Below are 15,673 nucleotides of genomic sequence, written 5' to 3' on the forward strand. Positions count from 1 at the left end.
TACAAAAGTCAGCAGCTGGCTTCCCTCATATATGTCTGTTACAAACTTCGCTGCCGGGGAGCCTTTTTACAAATCAAGGCGCCGATAAAGGCCAGACTCACATAGCCAAACAAAGGATAAATAGTTGAAATCAGCTTACCATATCCAATTTGGCTTGTGACATAAGCAGTAATCATAATGGCTGCAAAGATATATTTGCTTTTTATCGGCAAAAAGCTCTGTACTTGCTTTTCCAATCCATATAGATTGCCGATCACTGATGTGAATACTTCACCGAAAATAATAAGCAAATAGATCAAATGGACAGAGCGCGCAAAGAGAAAAACCACTTGAGCCATCGGTATATCATACAAAAATACATTCGGGAGAGTCGACAAAGACAGAAAACTCGCAGATAGGACAATCGTCAGCATCATGCCTCCGATTAAAGCGCCTTTTTTGATCAATTTTTCAGATGGCATTTCATTCGCAAGCGGAACCAAAACCGCTTGAGCAAGCGATAAATTCAAAGCACCGTAAGAAAATGCTGACAGCAGCCAGTCCCAGCGGTGCGGCCAAACCCACTGAGCTGCGTTTCGCGATTCACTGAAAATAAAAGAGTCAGCCACCACAATCAAAGAAAAGATGATCAAAAGAGGAACAACAAACACATTGACACCAAAAATGCCTTTTACTCCTTTCGTCATTACAATTAAGCTCAATCCGACTGTCATCAGCATCCCAATCTGAGCGGACATTCCCAGCTGTTCTTCAAAAAGCGCCCCTGCTCCAGAAAGCATGACAGACGTTACTCCAAGGAGAATAAACAGCATAAATACATTGATAATCCGCCCAGCCGTCGCCCCGAATAAAAAAATGTTCATTTCTTGATAGGACTTGGCGTTGATTCGCTTAGAAATAATCATCAGCTTAGCACCAAGAAACGTAAACATTCCGCCGCTGACGATAATACCAAATAAGCCGAACCAGCCGAACTTCAGAAAAAATTCAACAATTTCCCTGCCGGTCGCAAATCCAGCTCCGACTACTGTGCCCACATACACAAAAGCAAGCTGATTTGCAGACCCTTTAGATTGTTCCATTTCTCCCCTCCGAACGAACCGCAGTTTTGTCCATATATGCCTTTTTATACCCTATGAGACGAGTTCCTTGAAAAGACGAAGAAAACATGTTTTACTGTGTAAACCAATCAAAAATATGATGTGCAAAAGACTTGAAAGTCAAAGAAGGTCAGAGTATACTAATAATCAAAGTTGGCCAACTAAACCAACCTTTTTTCAAAAGCCATTGGTCAGAGTTAGTCAAATAGTCAGACTGATCTAAGCATATTGTTTTGAGAACCAATATGTTTGGCGTATACTTATAGTCAAAGAAGGTCAAAATCAAACGGCCTTTTTATTCACAATCATTGGTCAAAGAAGATCAAATTTTTAAGGAGGTTTTGGCAAATGCGTTGTCAACATTGTCATCAAAACGAAGCGACGATTCGCCTTAACATGCAAATAAATTCCGTTCATAAACATATGGTTCTATGTGAAACTTGCTATAACGAATTGACCCGTAAACCTTCAATGAGCATGGGTCCTCAATCTTTCGGATTTCCGTTTGAACAGGCATTCCAGCCTAAAGAACAAAGCGCAGCAAAACAAAGCGAGAAAAAGGGATTGCTTGATGAGCTGGCTCAAAATATAACAAATGGGGCAAAAGCCGGTCTTATTGACCCCGTCATCGGCCGTGACGAAGAAGTTGCGCGAGTGATCGAAATTCTAAATCGCCGCAACAAAAACAACCCGGTTCTTATCGGGGAGCCCGGTGTAGGGAAAACCGCCATCGCCGAAGGACTCGCCTTGAAAATTGCTGAAGGTGATGTTCCAAACAAACTGAAAAACAAAGAGCTGTACTTGCTTGATGTTGCCTCCCTTGTTGCAAACACAGGGATCAGAGGACAATTTGAAGAGAGAATGAAACAGCTGATTACTGAGCTGAAAGAACGAAAAAACGTCATTCTGTTCATTGATGAGATTCATCTTCTCGTTGGCGCAGGATCTGCAGAAGGATCAATGGACGCGGGCAATATTCTCAAGCCTGCCCTTGCCAGAGGCGAGCTGCAAGTCATCGGTGCGACAACACTCAAAGAGTACCGACAAATTGAAAAAGATGCAGCACTTGAAAGACGTTTTCAGCCTGTCATGGTGCAAGAGCCTTCAATTGAACAGGCCGTCCTCATTCTGCAAGGGATCAAAGACAAATACGAAGCCTATCATGGCGTGAGATTCAGTGATGAAGCAATCAAAGCATGTGTGACTTTATCATCCCGCTACATTCAGGACAGGCACCTGCCGGATAAAGCAATTGACTTATTAGATGAAGCAGGTTCAAAAGCTAACCTATTAATTGATGAGGTGAGTGATGAAGATGCCGCTGAACGCTTAACAGCGATTGAAGCTGAAAAAACAAAAGCACTTGAAGAAGAAAATTATGAACTGGCTGCAAAACTCCGTGATGAAGAAATCGCATTGGAGAAAAAACGGAACAGCTCTTCCGCTCATTCCGATGTCACTGTAGAAGCTGAGCAGATTCAAGATATTGTTGAGCAAAAAACCGGCATCCCTGTCGGCAAACTGCAGGCAGACGAACAAACGAAAATGAAAGAGCTTGAAGCAAAACTTCAAGAACGGGTGATCGGACAAGAAACCGCTGTTCAAAAAGTGGCAAAAGCGGTAAGACGAAGCCGCGCCGGATTAAAAGCCAAAAACAGACCAGTAGGCTCCTTTCTCTTTGTCGGTCCTACCGGCGTAGGAAAAACAGAGCTTTCCAAAACACTTGCAGATGAATTATTCGGTACAAAAGATGCTATCATTCGTCTTGATATGAGCGAATACATGGAGAAACACGCAGTATCTAAACTCATCGGTTCACCGCCTGGATATGTCGGTCATGAGGAAGCTGGGCAATTAACAGAAAAAGTGCGCCGAAACCCATACAGCATCGTGCTATTGGATGAAATTGAAAAAGCACACCCTGATGTTCAGCATATGTTCCTGCAAATTATGGAAGACGGCCGTCTGACAGACAGCCAAGGGAGAACCGTAAGCTTTAAAGACACTGTGATTATTATGACAAGCAATGCGGGTACCGGCGAAAAACAAACAAAAGTCGGTTTCCAATCAGATGACAGTGTCATCGAAGAACAAACATTGATAGATTCACTGAGCATGTTCTTTAAACCAGAGTTTCTCAATCGTTTTGACAGCATCATTGAGTTCAGCTCACTGGAAAAAGAACATCTGGTAAAAATCGTCAGCCTGCTACTTGGAGAACTTGAAGAAACATTGGCAGAACGCGGCATCAGCTTGAGCGTGACAGACGAAGCGAAAGCAACAATCGCTGAGCTGGGCTACCACCCTTCATTCGGCGCACGTCCGCTTAGAAGAACCATCCAAGAACGGATTGAAGATAAAATGACCGATCTGCTGCTTGACAATAGTGAAATCACAAGGTTTCATGTGACCGCAGAAGATCGTACAATCAAAGTACAAGCAAAATAAGATGCAGCGGTTTCCTGTTTAGGAAGCCGCTTTTTTTGTACATTTCTGGAACATACTATTCGTTCCCTCAAAACATTTCTTTTCTTCGAGGGATGGCACATGTTTCTAAATAGTGGATATTTATTTCTATTATTAAATAGAAACCGTCTGAAGAACAGCTTGCAAGCAAACTGCCAATTTCAATTTTGAAAAGCCGCTATTGTTTATTTCTCCCTTCTATACCTCTTCCTTGAATTTTTCATGAACAAATTCACAATCTCCCTAAAGTTCCTGACACCAAAACCGATATTAACCATAGACAAGCTAGTAAAAAAGGATTTGGTGAAAACTATGGATAAAACTTCGTTAATCGGTATTATTCTTGCTTTTGTAGCATTGAGCGTGGGGATGGTTTTGAAAGGCGTCAGCTTCAGCGCGCTTGCAAACCCAGCTGCCATTTTAATTATTATCGCTGGGACAATCTCAGCAGTCGTTATTGCGTTCCCAACAAAAGAAATTAAAAAAGTGCCGGCGCTGTTCAAAGTGTTATTTAAAGAAAACAAGCAGCTCACAATAGAGGAGCTCATTCCTAAGTTCTCTGAATGGGCCCAGCTTGCACGCCGCGAGGGTCTGCTTGCTTTAGAAGCAAGCATTGAGGATGTAGATGACGCTTTCCTGAAAAACGGGCTCAGCATGGCTGTTGACGGGCAAAGTGCAGAATTTATCAGAGATATCATGACTGAGGAAGTCGAAGCGATGGAAGACAGGCACCAAACCGGAGCCGCAATTTTCACACAGGCAGGAACTTACGCGCCGACACTTGGCGTGCTCGGTGCTGTAATCGGATTGATTGCCGCCCTCTCTCATATGGACAATACAGATGAGCTTGGCCACGCCATAAGCGCTGCCTTTGTTGCCACCCTTCTCGGTATCTTTACGGGATATGTATTATGGCATCCTTTCGCAAACAAATTAAAACGCAAATCAAAACAAGAAGTAAAACTGCGTGAAGTCATGATTGAAGGTGTTTTATCCGTTTTAGAAGGACAGGCACCGAAAGTCATCGAACAAAAACTTTTAATGTATCTTCCTGCGAAGGACCGCTTGAAATTTGCAGAACAAGGAGAGGCGCAAAATGGCGAGAAAAAAGAAGAAGAAGCATGAGGACGAACACGTTGATGAATCATGGCTCGTTCCATATGCCGACATCCTAACTCTTCTCCTGGCATTATTTATCGTGCTGTATGCGAGCAGCTCAATTGACGTAGCTAAATTTAAGATGCTTTCAAAATCATTTAATGAAGTCTTTACAGGCGGCACCGGTGTAATGGACTATTCCAGCGCCACCCCTCCTGAAGAAGAGAAAGACGGAATTGATCAAGTTCAAAAGGATAAAGAAGAGAAAGAGAAAAACAAGAAAGAAAAAGAAAAAGCTGCTGATCAAAAAGAACTTCAAAGTGTAAAAAGCCAGGTGGACAAATTCATCAAAGATAAAAAGCTGGAACATCAGCTGGAAACAAAGATGACTAGTGAAGGCCTTCTCATTACGATTAAAGACAGCATCTTCTTTGATTCTGGGAAAGCAACCATCCGTAAGGAAGATGTTTCGCTTGCACAAGAGATATCCAACCTTCTTGTGATTAATCCGCCGAGAAATATCATTATCAGCGGACATACTGATAATATGCCAATTAAAAACTCTGAATTCCAATCAAACTGGCATTTAAGTGTCATGAGAGCGGTAAACTTTATGGGGCTTCTGATTGAAAACCCTAAGCTCGACGCAAAAGTGTTCAGTGCTAAGGGCTACGGGGAGTATAAACCGGTAGCTTCCAACAAAACTGCGGAAGGCCGAGGCAAAAACCGACGCGTTGAAGTTCTCATCTTACCGAGAGGCGCAGCGGAAACAAATGAAAAATAGTAAAAAAGGAAGCCTTGTGACATATCAGGCTTCCTTTTTTTACTTATTATAAAACTGTTTTGCGTTTAATCCTACTCTTTTTAACATTTCCGTGCACATCTCTACCTCTTCTTCGCTTAATACGCTGATCATTTCAGCAATTTCAGCAGCATGACTAGGAAAAATATCATCCAAAAGACTGGTGCCTTTTTCAGTGATTTGTGCAAATGTCACTCGTCTGTCTGTAGGTGACGCTTTCCGAATGAGGAGTTCTTTTTGTTCCAGCTTATCTACAACATAAGTGATGCTCCCGCTAGCCAAAAGAATTTTGTCTCCTATCTGCTGCAGCGGCTGATCACCTTTATGATACAGCAGCTCGAGCACAGCAAATTCAGTCGGATTCAGTCCGTGCTTATGAATATGCTTATTCATATGATCGTTAATAGACCGATATGCGCGCGACAGCACGATAAATAACTTCAGTGATTTTTCTGTCATGTCTCAATCATCCTTTTAGAAACCATTACAGAGAAACATTAATAAACAAAGAGCGAAATGTCAATAAAAATCTTTCCAATATTTCTCTTCTTTTTTTATATAATAAGCTGTTCAACATCTTTTTCTAATTTTTTTGGTTATTTTTTCTTATTAAAGAAGAAGAAACAATGATATAATACCTCTAATCAGGTGTATGTTGGAGCGATGCAAATTGAAAATATTAAAAGACGCCTGCGGGAGAGTCAAACTTTATCTCATCCTGGTCGTGATTCCGGCAATCGTCATCAGCTTTTTCGTCTATGAAAAAGAAAAAGATACAATAGCTGCAAGACATAAGCAAGAAGCGAGTGTAATGCTGAACCTTCACCGCAACAAAATCAATTATTTAATCGGAGAAACAAAGGCGAGAATGACCTCCTTGTCTATCGCCATTGACAAACCGGTTGACATAAAGAAAATGCAGTCGATTTTGGAAAAAGCCTTTGATTCAGAACCAAGATTTTCCGGTCTCTATTTACTAAATGCGAAAGGAGATGTCACTGCAAGCACGACAGAATTAAAAACGAAAGTAAACCTGGCAGACAGATCATTTTTTACAAAAGCGAAGAAAACAAAAAAGACAGTCATTTCAGATAGTTACTCGAGCAGAATTACAGGCCAGCCGATTTTTACAATTTGTGTCCCTATTCTGGACTCAAAGCGAAATGTGACAGATTATCTTGTCGCAGCTATTCAAATTGATTATTTAAAAAACCTGATTAATTTACTGAGCCCTGATGTTTATATCAAACTTGTAAACCAAGACGGGAAAACAATTTTTACGAGCGGTCAGTCTTTCCATGCAAATGATCTGAAACCTGTCAGTGGATATTTGGATGATATCAGTTGGAATATGAAAGTATATCCAAACCCGGTGACAATAGAAGAATTGACAAAAAGCCTTGTGCTCCCGCTTTCATGCAGTATTGTCCTGCTGAATATCCTTTTTATTCTCGTGCTGTATTATTTGCTGAAGCGGCAGACACAGCTGGAGCGCTCGGAAAATGAGGCGCAAAAATTAGAACTGATCGGGACGCTTGCTGCCAGCACAGCCCACGAAATTCGCAACCCGCTCACCGGTATAAGCGGCTTTATTCAGCTGCTGCAGAAGAAATATAAAGGTGATGAAGATCAGCTTTACTTCTCCATTATCGAACAGGAGATCAAGCGTATTAATCAAATTGTGAGTGAATTTCTCGTTCTCGGCAAGCCGACAGCTGAAAAATGGGAGTTGAATTCGCTTCAGGATATTATCGGTGAAATTATGCCGATCATCTATTCTGAGGGCAACCTATACAATGTTGAAGTCGAACTTCAGTATTTAACTGAGCAGCCTTTACTCGTAAACTGTACTAAAGATCATATTAAACAAGTAATTTTAAATGTAGCAAAAAATGGCCTCGAATCAATGCCTGAAGGAGGAAAACTGACGATCTCTCTGGAAGCTTTGGATAAAAAGGCCGTTATCAAAGTCGTGGATAACGGTGAAGGAATTTCACAGGAAATGCTTGACCACATCTTCCTTCCTTTTGTTACTTCTAAAGAAAAAGGAACCGGTCTTGGCCTTGTCGTATGTAAACGGATTGTGCTGATGTACGGAGGCTCTATTCATATCGACAGTGAAGTTCGAAGAGGCACAGAGGTGACGATCACCCTTCCCGTTTCCGCTTCTTAGCCCCCTGACCATGTCAGGAGGTTTTTTTTTCTTATTGGACATTGCCACTCGACTTTACCTGCCCAGAAAAGAGTGTTAATAAAGCCCACAGCAGTGCCAGAAGAATACTAAAAACCCTTTCGAGGCACTTCATTTTCCTTCTCCGCGTCACTTGATTTCAGATGATAATCATCACTGAAATGGTATAAATAAAGAATAAGGCTGTCTTGCTTCATTTAGAACCGTGTAAACTCCTTCACGAATCCCCTCTTACATATGTATTTTCTCAGAAAAAAAGAGCGCTTCGGAAAAAGCTCTCTCTTTATATATCCATCTGATAACACCGCTATTTATTTGCATCATATGCAGGCATAACATCTCTGCGGGGCCACAAGCCTAATTTCTTTACAAGGCCTTGAATCCCGTGGGAATATTCGTTTTTATGCACGAGCTGGTGATATTCATTTATTAAGCAATCCAGCTCCTGGCTGTGTCTGATCGTTTCATGCCCTGTAAATCCTTGCTTTCTAGCGGCATCTATCATTAACTTTCTTTTTTCATCAATAGACACCAACAATCTTTCTTGTTTAGAAGAACCGCCCATTCAATTCACCCCTCGCCGCTAAGAAATAGGAAACAAGTTTGATTGGGTTATTGTGCATTATTACAGATTATACTTTATTTGTAAACATATTTTTATTAAATAAGTTATTTTTTCAGGTATAATAGATATATTGATAGGATTAAAAGAATAATACCCAAATAAAGAAAATCTTAAACACAGCCGCCAAGCAGGAGGTATGCTATATGAAGAAAAAGAAAGCAATGCTGCTCGGTGCGGCAGGCGGAAAAGCGATTTTAAAAAGAAAAAATCGAAAAAAATGCATACAGCATATGACTGTTTTCTTTCAAATGCTGCGTGATTGGAGAAACGGTGACTACCCTCGTTCACAGGTGAAAACCCTTTTGCTTTTAACTGCCGCGATCTTATATATCGCCATGCCGCTCGATATCATTCCAGATATGATTCTCGGTCTTGGAATCATTGACGATGCAACGGTTTTAGGTTTGATTTGGATGCTGATCAAAAAAGAAATGTCACAATATGAAAAGTGGCGTTTGCAATAACTAAAAAAAGCCCCCGTTCATCGAACGGGGCTTTTTCTGCTTATCATACTGTTTTTTCATAAATCGGAACCCAGCCTTCAGTTGTAACAAAGATTCTCACCGCGACTACTTTGCGGTCCTCCTGAAGCGTGAAGTAATGGCGGATATTTTCAGGCACGGAGATTAAATCTCCAGGATTTAAACGAACATCAAAAAACATGCCGTCTTTGCCTTGAATGACAAAAATGCCGTGTCCGCTTACGATAAAACGGACCTCATCGTCTGTATGGTGATGCTCTCTTTTAAAGTTCTCAAGCAGTTCATCAAGTTTTGGATTGTTGTCTGACAAGGAAATAACATCCTGTGCTTTGTAGCCGCGGCGGGCCGAGATATCTTTAATTTCAGCTTCAAAGGTATTAAGAATTTGCTGTTTTTCTTCTTCTGTCAAATTATATTTCTCTGAAAGCTGGTCGGGGAGCTTCGCGATATCCCATTGTTCATAAATCACCTCTTGACTGTCCAAAAAGCTTGCTACTTCCTCTTGATTTTCAATCGTTGTATTTGCCTCATCATGAATTCGAATTGTCGCCATTTCAGTTCCTCCCTTTTATGTAACCAGCTGGTGCTGGAGTGTTTTCAATTTCAAATGGCAGCTGAACAAAAATTCATATGCTTCGAGTATTCTCTTTGCTTCAAATGCTGTTTTTCCCCAAGCTGTAATACCGTGATTCCGGATCAGCACAGCCCCTGAATCTTCTGAAATCTCTTCTGCAAACAGTGCCGCAAGCGTCGGAATATGAGCCGGATTTTCAATGATCGGTATAGACACTTCCGCATTCTCTTCCCACAGGCCGAGCGCTTTTATGATTTCCTGGCCTTTGAATGTAATTTTCTTTTGTTCTCCGTATAGCTCTGATATCACATTATTGTTTACTGTGTGAACATGCAGGCAGCAGCCGGCATTGGTTTTATTGTACAAATGTATGTGCAAAAGCGTTTCTGCTGAAGGCTTCAGTGAATGCCCTCTTTCTGCGGGCTCTCCGTTTTGATTCACCAGCAGAAAATCATCAGCTGTTTCTTTTCGTTTATCTTTTCCGCTTGCGGTTACGAGAAATGTGAAAGGCTCATCAGAAACTTTAATAGACAGATTGCCGCTCGTCGCCGGAAACCAATCTCTTTCTGCTAATTCCCGCTTTACTTCAGCAAGTTCTTTCCAACGCTCTTGTTTTGCAGCCATTCCTGTACCTCCTTTACATTCTCAATACTTTTTCTTATCTCATAAAAGTCTTGATACGGAAGATGATTCAAATGATGTTCTCGGCATTCGTTTAATAAATAATCCCTTGCAAAGCAAAGGTCAGACAGCTTTGCCGCCTCCACATCTGTAACCGAATCACCGATCATGATGATATATTGATTCGGTTCAGAAAGTTCACGTATCACAGTCGGCTTACAGCACCCGCATTGATTGCTGCATGTTCCGTCGCAGGAATGAGGCCAGTCAATATGAATATAGTCATTATCAAATGACGCATGGTTGCAATAAATATGGTCTTTCTCCACAATGCCTTCAAGCAATGGATATACAAAAAAGTCCATTCCTCCGCTTACGACATAAAACGGCAGCTTGTTCTCATTGATAAATGCAACAAATTCCTGAAATCCTTCTCTGATTTTCGCGTCTTCTAATACAAATCTTGTAATCTCTTCTTTTAAATGGCTTGGCAGAAGGCCGAACATCCGACCGACACCTTCCTTGATCGACAGTGTTTTGGAAAGCACGCCGTCTTTTAACGCCGTCCACTCTGGCGGAGCGAATGTTTTCATGATGCTTATAATGTTGTCGTTCATTGTGATGGTTCCGTCAAAATCACAAATAATTAAAGGCTTTTGAGTCATACAGCTTCAACCTTCCCCCATTTATCTAGCGCGAGCTTTAGATCTTTGCATTGCTCGGCTTTTTCATCAATCAGCTGTGCATCTAAAACCGCATCAATTATGGCTCTGAACGCTTTGCCCCCGCCTTGGGCGCCGTTCGGATGTCCATGTACGCCTCCTCCGGCGTTAATAATATGATCTATGCCGAAATCCCGCATCAAAAGCGGCACCATGCCGGGATGAATGCCTGCTGACGGAACGGCAAATGTTTGATTAAAGTCATCCTCTCTTACACATTCCTCGTGAATCGCCAGCGCATCCTCTCTTGGAAGCGCAACAGAACCATATGGAGACGGAAAGAGACTAAAATCGGCACCGCAATACCTGTTTAATTTTCCGAGCAAAAGGGCGTGAGAAAAGCCGTAAAAAGGAGATGACGTAAATGCCCCGCTAACCGCTGGATGTGCCATAATCGGAATCTGGATTTCAGGATCTTCCGCAAGGCTTTGCATGACATCCAAGCCGTAAGCGAAGACATTAAACAAAAGCGCATCCGCCCCTAATTCGGCGGCGCGTCTCGCTTTGTCTTTCAGATCAGCCGTGCGGCCCGTCAAATTCACCGCGTACAGTGTTTTATGTCCGGTTTGTTCATATGTTTCTTTCAATATTTGCTTTCCCTCAGTAATTCTTGTTTCAAAAGGCGCCAAACCTGTTTCAAAGAAAATTTCATCGTCCTTAATCAAGTCAACTCCGCCAAGCGCCTGCTGTCTGAGCTGTTCTTTAATGTCACTCAGATCTCTGCCGATAACCCCTTTAAAAATGCTCATTAACAGCGGCCTCTCAAACTCTCCCAGCAGCTTTCGGATGCCGTATACGCCAAACTTTGGCCCCGGCAGCGTGCGCTTAAATGCTTCTGAAAAATGCAGATCAAGTAATTTGATTTTTCCGTCCAGCGACAGCTTGCCAAACACTGTTGTCAGCAGAGCCGGGATGTCCTGTGAGAAATTGATCTCAGGATAGGCAATTGTGATGACCGCTTGTTTACCTGATGCAGGAGTTCCTTCTCTTTCCTCGACCTTCAGCACACGCCCCTTATGCTTTTGTATTTGCTCTTGTTTCACCAGAGGCAGATCTGTCCATGAGCCTACTGTCAATCCTGTCGCGATTTGTTCTGCTTTTTTCTCTATTTCAGCTCCCGGTTCTGTCAGGAGATATGTTGCCAATAACTCACTCATGCCAGAGCTCCTTTCATTTTCATCCATATAAAAAAACCTCTTCAAACAGCCATCCGCGTCTAAAGAGGTTTCGTTTCTCGTCCGAATCTTATCTCTCAGCCGCCAGCTGCAAGAATTAGCACCGTGCTTTACAAAGTCGGTTGCCGGGCTTCATCGGGCTCGTCCCTCTGCCTGCTCTTGATAAGAAAATATAGATTTTATAAATTATTTTGAATTATCCCACCGTTACAGAATCTTGTCAATGCTTTTTCGGGTAAACAAATTCAGTTTCCCAATTCGATCAGCGGCTTCCTTAAGTCTTTCTTCGCTTGTCAGCAGTCCGACTCTAATATAGCCCTCGCCATATTCACCGAAGCCGTTTCCAGCGGCGACCGCCACATTCGCTTTTTCCAGCAAAAGGTCTGAGAACTGCTCAGACGTATAGCCTTTAGGTACAGGCAGCCATGCAAAAAATGAACCTGCCGGAGCTGTCACCTCCCAGCCGATGTCCCGGCATGCTGTGATCCAAGCGTCTCTCCTGCTCTCATAGCGGGCATTTTGCTCCGCCACACATGTTTGTTCAGCTAGCAGCGCCGCTGCAGCTGCCTCCTGGGTCGCTTTGAAAAGACTGACAAACATATGGTCTTGATAAAGATTGATCGCTTCAATGACCGAAGCGTTTCCGACGGCAAAGCCGACCCGCCATCCTGCCATATTATACGTTTTTGACAGCGTGTAAATTTCAATGCCGATATCCTTTGCCCCTTCAGTCTGCAAAAAGCTTAACGGCTTGTTCCCGTCAAACCCTACAGCGCCGTAAGCAAAATCGTGTACGACACAGATTTCATTTTCTTTCGCAAAATTCACGGTTTCTTCAAAAAATGCAGAAGTAGCAACAGCCCCGGTCGGATTGTTCGGATAATTTAAATACATTAATTTCGCCTGTTCCCTCACTTCAGCAGAGATGCTGCTGTAATCAGGGAGAAACGCCCTCTCTTTTACGAGCGGCATCATTTCCATTTTCGCTTTTGCAAGCATGACACCTGACCAGTAATCAGGATAGCCCGGATCAGGAACTAAAATCGTATCACCGGGGTTTAACAAACATTGCGGGAGCTCAACCAAACCAGCTTTTCCGCCGAATAATACAGCGATTTCAGTTTCCGGGTCAAGATCAATGCCATATTCTCTTTTATAAAATGCTGCGGCGGCTGATTTTAGACTATGTGAGCCGCGAAAAGTTGAGTATTTATGATTTTCAGGATCAGCAACAGCCCGTTTCATTTCTTCGACGATATGTTTCGGAGTCGGCTGATCCGGATTTCCCTGTCCGAGATTGATGACATCGTGTCCTTCTGCGAGCTTTCGATTCACTTTCTGCACTAGAGAAGCAAAGAATTGCTTAGGCAATTCCTTCAATACATGAGACTGTTCAAAATTCATCTATTCTCACCTTCTAAAAAAATCTTGAAATGATAGTCCATCATCATATATGGTTAAAATAAAAAAGTAAAGAAAAATTTGGGGTGGTAAAAAGATGAAATGGACGGTATCTTGTCTTCAATTTGATATTTCATACGGAAAACCTTCTGAAAATATAAAAAAGGCTGATTTTTTTATTGAAAAAGAAAGCAAACATGCTGATGTTGTTGTTCTTCCAGAATTATGGACGACCGGATATGATTTGGCCAACCTTGATGAGCTCGCTGATGAAGACGGCCGTTCTGCTCAGAGCTGGCTCAAGAAAACAGCAAAAAAATACGGCGTTCATATTGTCGCCGGCTCGGTGGCTGTCAGAGATCATTCTGATGTTTATAATACAATGTACATCGCGGATCAGGAAGGACAAATCATTAAAGAGTATAGAAAAGCCCATCTTTTTCAGCTGATGGATGAGCATGTCTATTTATCAGCCGGTACCGATGACGGATACTTTGAGCTTGATGGTGTCAAAAGCTCCGGACTGATCTGTTACGACATCCGTTTTCCAGAATGGATCAGAAAACATACGACAAAAGGCGCCAACGTGCTGTTTATTTCCGCGGAATGGCCTCTCCCCCGCCTTGACCATTGGAAAAGCCTGCTTATTGCCCGGGCCATTGAAAATCAATGCTTTGTCGCCGCCTGCAATTGCACCGGTTCAAATCCCGATAATGAATTTGCCGGACACAGCCTGATTATTGATCCATGGGGGCGCGTACTTGCTGAAGGCGGCCGGGAAGAAGGTGTTGTCCGAGCGGAAATCGACCTTCAGGAGAGCGTTGAGGTCCGTAAGAGTATACCTGTTTTTGATGATCTCAGAAAAGATTTATATTAAAAAATTGTTTGACAACTCACTAAAACACCTGTTACTATGTTCATCAACTGATAAATTAGAATTGTTTAACAAGTGAATATATTCTCTTATCGAGAGTTGGGCGAGGGATTGGCCTTTTGACCCCAACAGCAACCGACCGTAATTCCATTGTGAAATGGGGCGCATCTTTTTCGCGCCGAGACGCTCGTCTCTAAGGCACGGTGCTAATTCCATCAGATCTGATCTGAGAGATAAGAGAGGCGGACATACATGTTAAGCCTCCTTCTCTCTGAGAAGGAGGCTTTTTTACGGCCATTCAGCTGCAAACATATCAAGAAATGAGATAATTGGAGGTTATGACAATGGCAGTCACAAAGACACCTTTATACGAAACGCTAAATGAAAGCTCCGCTGTGGCGCTGGCGGTGAAGCTTGGCTTATTTCCAAGCAAAAGCACGCTGACATGCCGGGAGATCGGCGACGGCAATTTAAATTACGTTTTTCATATTTATGATCAAGAACATGACAGAGCATTGATTATTAAACAAGCGGTTCCTTATGCAAAAGTGGTCGGAGAAAGCTGGCCGCTGACAATCGATCGTGCAAGAATCGAAAGCAGCGCTCTCATCCGCCAAGGCGAGCACGTGCCGCATCTGGTTCCAAAAGTGTTTTATTCTGATACAGAAATGGCCGTTACTGTGATGGAGGATCTTTCTCATCTGGAAATCGCAAGAAAAGGACTCATTGAAGGTGAAAAGTATCCCCAGCTGTCACAGCACATCGGTGAATTTTTAGGAAAAACACTTTTCTACTCATCAGATTACGCGCTTGAACCTAAAGTGAAAAAACAGCTTGTTAAACAGTTTGCAAATCCTGAGCTGTGTGACATAACGGAAAGGCTTGTCTTTACAGACCCTTTCTTTGACCATGACACAAATGACTTTGAAGAAGAGCTTCGTCCTTATGTCGAAAAGCTTTGGAATAATGACAACGTCAAAATCGAAGCCACAAAACTGAAAAAGTCGTTTTTAACATCGGTAGAAACGCTGATTCATGGAGATTTGCATACAGGGAGTATATTTGCAGGCAAACATGAAACAAAAGTGATTGATCCTGAATTTGCATGTTACGGACCGATCGGCTTTGATATAGGCCAATTTATCGCCAACTTATTTTTGAACGCACTCGGCCGCGAAGGCGGTGACAGAAAGATGTTATATGAACATGTCAAGCAGGTTTGGGAAACATTTCAAAAAACATTCACTGAAGCCTGGGAAAAGGACAGTCTGGATGTTTACGCCAACATCGACGGTTACCTTTCTGATACGCTCAGTCATATTTTAGAAGAGGCGATCGGATTTGCGGGCTGTGAGCTGATACGCCGCGCGATCGGTCTTGCCCATGTAGCTGATCTGGATGCAATTGTACCGTTCGATAAACGAATCGGCAGAAAACGGCTCGCACTGGAAACCGGTACAGCCTTTATCGAAAAACGTTCGGAATTTAAAACGATAACGGATGTTATTGAATCATTTAAGTTACTTGTAAAGGAATGATCTA

General features: G+C 42.5%; 15 protein-coding genes and 2 riboswitches. Of the genes, 7 read left to right on the forward strand and 8 right to left on the reverse strand.

Features of this window, described 5'->3' with window-relative positions; translation table 11 throughout:
• Positions 1 to 38: 38 nt before the first annotated feature.
• Complete coding sequence (locus tag AAGG74_RS06905; protein WP_162101368.1) at positions 39 to 1,082, reverse strand: YkvI family membrane protein; 1,044 nt, start codon at positions 1,080 to 1,082, stop codon at positions 39 to 41.
• Between the two features lie 366 nt (positions 1,083 to 1,448).
• On the opposite strand from AAGG74_RS06905, the gene clpE reads away from it, so the two are divergent.
• The 3 genes from clpE to motB all read left to right on the forward strand — a co-directional run bounded on the left by clpE (position 1,449) and on the right by motB (position 5,448).
• Entirely contained in the window at positions 1,449 to 3,548 is a 2,100-nt protein-coding gene (gene clpE / locus AAGG74_RS06910; protein WP_429674891.1) for an ATP-dependent protease ATP-binding subunit ClpE, read from the forward strand.
• A 330-nt stretch (positions 3,549 to 3,878) separates the two neighbouring features.
• Positions 3,879 to 4,691: a flagellar motor stator protein MotA gene (motA, locus tag AAGG74_RS06915; protein WP_162101366.1), complete on the forward strand. Its 813-nt coding sequence runs from the start codon at positions 3,879 to 3,881 to the stop codon at positions 4,689 to 4,691.
• Positions 4,663 to 5,448, forward strand: a complete 786-nt coding sequence (gene motB, locus AAGG74_RS06920) for a flagellar motor protein MotB (protein WP_225494117.1) — start codon at positions 4,663 to 4,665, stop codon at positions 5,446 to 5,448. The genes motA and motB overlap by 29 nt, the downstream gene beginning before the upstream one ends.
• A 39-nt stretch (positions 5,449 to 5,487) precedes the next feature.
• Here the strand turns inward: motB and mhqR are convergent, their stop codons facing one another.
• Positions 5,488 to 5,925 (reverse strand): MarR family transcriptional regulator MhqR, encoded by a 438-nt coding sequence (mhqR, locus tag AAGG74_RS06925; protein ID WP_162101364.1) that lies wholly within the window; start codon positions 5,923 to 5,925, stop codon positions 5,488 to 5,490.
• Between the two features lie 193 nt (positions 5,926 to 6,118).
• Between mhqR and kinD the strand changes: the two genes are divergently transcribed.
• Positions 6,119 to 7,639, forward strand: coding sequence for a sporulation kinase KinD (gene kinD / locus AAGG74_RS06930; protein WP_429674893.1), 1,521 nt, complete (start codon positions 6,119 to 6,121; stop codon positions 7,637 to 7,639).
• Between the two features lie 325 nt (positions 7,640 to 7,964).
• Here the strand turns inward: kinD and spo0E are convergent, their stop codons facing one another.
• Entirely contained in the window at positions 7,965 to 8,222 is a 258-nt protein-coding gene (gene spo0E, locus AAGG74_RS06935; protein WP_162101362.1) for an aspartyl-phosphate phosphatase Spo0E, read from the reverse strand.
• A 203-nt stretch (positions 8,223 to 8,425) separates the two neighbouring features.
• On the opposite strand from spo0E, the gene AAGG74_RS06940 reads away from it, so the two are divergent.
• Positions 8,426 to 8,746 carry a YkvA family protein gene (locus AAGG74_RS06940; RefSeq protein ID WP_225494120.1) on the forward strand — a complete coding sequence of 107 codons (321 nt, stop codon included), beginning with the start codon at positions 8,426 to 8,428 and terminating at the stop codon, positions 8,744 to 8,746.
• 43 nt (positions 8,747 to 8,789) lie between these two features.
• Here the strand turns inward: AAGG74_RS06940 and AAGG74_RS06945 are convergent, their stop codons facing one another.
• The 5 genes from AAGG74_RS06945 to AAGG74_RS06965 form a co-directional block, all read right to left on the reverse strand.
• On the reverse strand, positions 8,790 to 9,317 hold the full coding sequence (locus AAGG74_RS06945) for a 1,2-dihydroxy-3-keto-5-methylthiopentene dioxygenase (protein ID WP_429674894.1): 528 nt from the start codon (positions 9,315 to 9,317) through the stop codon (positions 8,790 to 8,792).
• Between the two features lie 15 nt (positions 9,318 to 9,332).
• Positions 9,333 to 9,962, reverse strand: coding sequence for a methylthioribulose 1-phosphate dehydratase (locus AAGG74_RS06950; protein WP_162101359.1), 630 nt, complete (start codon positions 9,960 to 9,962; stop codon positions 9,333 to 9,335).
• Positions 9,920 to 10,624: a 2-hydroxy-3-keto-5-methylthiopentenyl-1-phosphate phosphatase gene (gene mtnX / locus AAGG74_RS06955; RefSeq protein WP_429674895.1), complete on the reverse strand. Its 705-nt coding sequence runs from the start codon at positions 10,622 to 10,624 to the stop codon at positions 9,920 to 9,922. The genes AAGG74_RS06950 and mtnX overlap by 43 nt, the downstream gene beginning before the upstream one ends.
• Complete coding sequence (mtnW, locus tag AAGG74_RS06960; protein WP_429674896.1) at positions 10,621 to 11,838, reverse strand: 2,3-diketo-5-methylthiopentyl-1-phosphate enolase; 1,218 nt, start codon at positions 11,836 to 11,838, stop codon at positions 10,621 to 10,623. The genes mtnX and mtnW overlap by 4 nt, the downstream gene beginning before the upstream one ends.
• Before the next feature lie 85 nt (positions 11,839 to 11,923).
• A riboswitch (SAM riboswitch) is annotated at positions 11,924 to 12,025 on the reverse strand.
• Positions 12,026 to 12,063: 38 nt separating this feature from the next.
• Entirely contained in the window at positions 12,064 to 13,260 is a 1,197-nt protein-coding gene (locus AAGG74_RS06965; RefSeq protein ID WP_429674897.1) for a pyridoxal phosphate-dependent aminotransferase, read from the reverse strand.
• Between the two features lie 94 nt (positions 13,261 to 13,354).
• Between AAGG74_RS06965 and AAGG74_RS06970 the strand changes: the two genes are divergently transcribed.
• Both AAGG74_RS06970 and mtnK read left to right on the forward strand, forming a co-directional pair.
• The gene (locus tag AAGG74_RS06970) at positions 13,355 to 14,134 is read left to right on the forward strand and encodes a carbon-nitrogen family hydrolase (protein WP_429674899.1); all 780 of its coding nucleotides are present in this window, start codon (positions 13,355 to 13,357) and stop codon (positions 14,132 to 14,134) included.
• 83 nt (positions 14,135 to 14,217) lie between these two features.
• Positions 14,218 to 14,371, forward strand: a riboswitch (SAM riboswitch).
• Between the two features lie 104 nt (positions 14,372 to 14,475).
• Entirely contained in the window at positions 14,476 to 15,669 is a 1,194-nt protein-coding gene (mtnK, locus tag AAGG74_RS06975) for an S-methyl-5-thioribose kinase (protein ID WP_429674900.1), read from the forward strand.
• Positions 15,670 to 15,673: the final 4 nt, after the last annotated feature.

This window comes from Bacillus mexicanus, assembly GCF_050445615.1.
Classification (GTDB): Bacteria; Bacillota; Bacilli; order Bacillales; family Bacillaceae; genus Bacillus; species Bacillus mexicanus.

Bases quoted from the DNA above. Each gene is read 5' to 3' on its own strand.
- motB (WP_225494117.1), top strand. From the start codon at position 4,663: ATGGCGAGAAAAAAGAAGAAGAAGCATGAGGACGAACACGTTGATGAA.
- mhqR (WP_162101364.1), bottom strand. From the start codon at position 5,925: ATGACAGAAAAATCACTGAAGTTATTTATCGTGCTGTCGCGCGCATAT.
- mtnX (WP_429674895.1), bottom strand. From the start codon at position 10,624: ATGACTCAAAAGCCTTTAATTATTTGTGATTTTGACGGAACCATCACA.
- AAGG74_RS06965 (WP_429674897.1), bottom strand. From the start codon at position 13,260: ATGAATTTTGAACAGTCTCATGTATTGAAGGAATTGCCTAAGCAATTC.
- clpE (WP_429674891.1), top strand. From the start codon at position 1,449: ATGCGTTGTCAACATTGTCATCAAAACGAAGCGACGATTCGCCTTAAC.
- AAGG74_RS06950 (WP_162101359.1), bottom strand. From the start codon at position 9,962: ATGGCTGCAAAACAAGAGCGTTGGAAAGAACTTGCTGAAGTAAAGCGG.
- mtnW (WP_429674896.1), bottom strand. From the start codon at position 11,838: ATGAGTGAGTTATTGGCAACATATCTCCTGACAGAACCGGGAGCTGAA.
- kinD (WP_429674893.1), top strand. From the start codon at position 6,119: ATGTTGGAGCGATGCAAATTGAAAATATTAAAAGACGCCTGCGGGAGA.
- AAGG74_RS06945 (WP_429674894.1), bottom strand. From the start codon at position 9,317: ATGGCGACAATTCGAATTCATGATGAGGCAAATACAACGATTGAAAAT.
- spo0E (WP_162101362.1), bottom strand. From the start codon at position 8,222: ATGGGCGGTTCTTCTAAACAAGAAAGATTGTTGGTGTCTATTGATGAA.
- AAGG74_RS06905 (WP_162101368.1), bottom strand. From the start codon at position 1,082: ATGGAACAATCTAAAGGGTCTGCAAATCAGCTTGCTTTTGTGTATGTG.
- motA (WP_162101366.1), top strand. From the start codon at position 3,879: ATGGATAAAACTTCGTTAATCGGTATTATTCTTGCTTTTGTAGCATTG.
- AAGG74_RS06940 (WP_225494120.1), top strand. From the start codon at position 8,426: ATGAAGAAAAAGAAAGCAATGCTGCTCGGTGCGGCAGGCGGAAAAGCG.
- mtnK (WP_429674900.1), top strand. From the start codon at position 14,476: ATGGCAGTCACAAAGACACCTTTATACGAAACGCTAAATGAAAGCTCC.
- AAGG74_RS06970 (WP_429674899.1), top strand. From the start codon at position 13,355: ATGAAATGGACGGTATCTTGTCTTCAATTTGATATTTCATACGGAAAA.